The organism is Pelomonas margarita (genome assembly GCF_043555875.1).
Lineage (GTDB): Bacteria > Pseudomonadota > Gammaproteobacteria > Burkholderiales > Burkholderiaceae_C > Pelomonas > Pelomonas margarita.
Map to the genome: position 1 here is coordinate 1 of NZ_JBIGHW010000073.1, position 319 is coordinate 319.

Below are 319 nucleotides of genomic sequence, written 5' to 3' on the forward strand. Positions count from 1 at the left end.
CGCATAGCGCGCGCTCAGCCGCCGCAGCTGGGCGGCGGGAGTTCGCACTTACCGGCGCCCACGCCGTCGGTGCAGATGGAGCAGCTGGGGTCCCACCAGGGGCAGGTGGGCAGGTCCGGCGGCGTGGTCCCGGGCCCGGGGTCGGTGGGCGTGCCGTCGTTGCCCGGCCCCGGGCTGCTCACCATCGCCGTGTTGCGGATGGCGTCCGACTGCATGCGCACCACCACGTGCGACACCACAGGGATGCGCCCCGCCTCGATCAGCCCCAGCTTGAACGCGTCCCCCACCCCGGCGCCCAGCTTGCTCAGCGCCCAGGTGT

1 pseudogene is annotated in these 319 nt (G+C 74.3%); it reads right to left on the reverse strand.

The features are described 5' to 3' along the window. Nucleotides 1–14: 14 nt before the first annotated feature. Nucleotides 15–319 (reverse strand): annotated as a pseudogene (locus ACG0Z3_RS23290) (hypothetical protein); the annotation flags it as partial.